Here is a 507-nt window from a genome sequence, read left to right as displayed (position 1 = left end):
TCCCCGGCGCGATCCCCGCGGCCTCCGACGTGCCCCGCAAGCTGCGTCCCGTCCTCACGAGCGCGGCCCGCCGGTGCGCCGAGGAGGAGGTCACCCCGGCTTTCCTGGCCGCCATGCTGAAGGCGGAGAGCGGGTTCGACGCCGACGCGCGGCGGCCCGCGACCGACGAGTACGGCATCGCCATGTGGACGCCGTCGGTCTTCAAGAGCTGGGCCCAGGACGGCGACAAGGACGGCGACAAGAGCTACATGTCGCCGCCCGACGCCATCGCGGCGATGTCGAACTTCGTGTGCTGGCTCGACCAGCAGTACAAGAAGAAGGGCATGCGCGAGAACCTGCCCGCGCTCATGGCCGCCGGGTACCGCACCAGTTCCCGCACGGTCATCGAGACCGGCGGCGTCCCCGAGCGCGTACGGCCCCATGTGGAGCGGGTCGAGCGCTACTTGAGGGAGTACTCGGGCTGAGGTGAGGGGCGGTACGCGGGCCCGCTCCGCGCCGACGCCGCCC

The 507-nt window shown here is 72.0% G+C and carries 1 protein-coding gene; it reads left to right on the top strand.

The window, feature by feature from the left end; genetic code table 11:
- A partial coding sequence (locus FM076_RS33425; protein WP_243274323.1) for a transglycosylase SLT domain-containing protein occupies positions 1-464 on the top strand: 464 nt, incomplete at its 5' end.
- Positions 465-507 lie beyond the last annotated feature (43 nt).

Source organism: Streptomyces albus subsp. chlorinus, assembly GCF_013302895.1.
GTDB classification, from domain to species: Bacteria; Actinomycetota; Actinomycetes; order Streptomycetales; family Streptomycetaceae; genus Streptomyces; species Streptomyces chlorinus.
The sequence above is the reverse complement of the archived record's forward strand: the minus strand, read 5'-3'. Positions and strand labels throughout refer to the sequence as shown.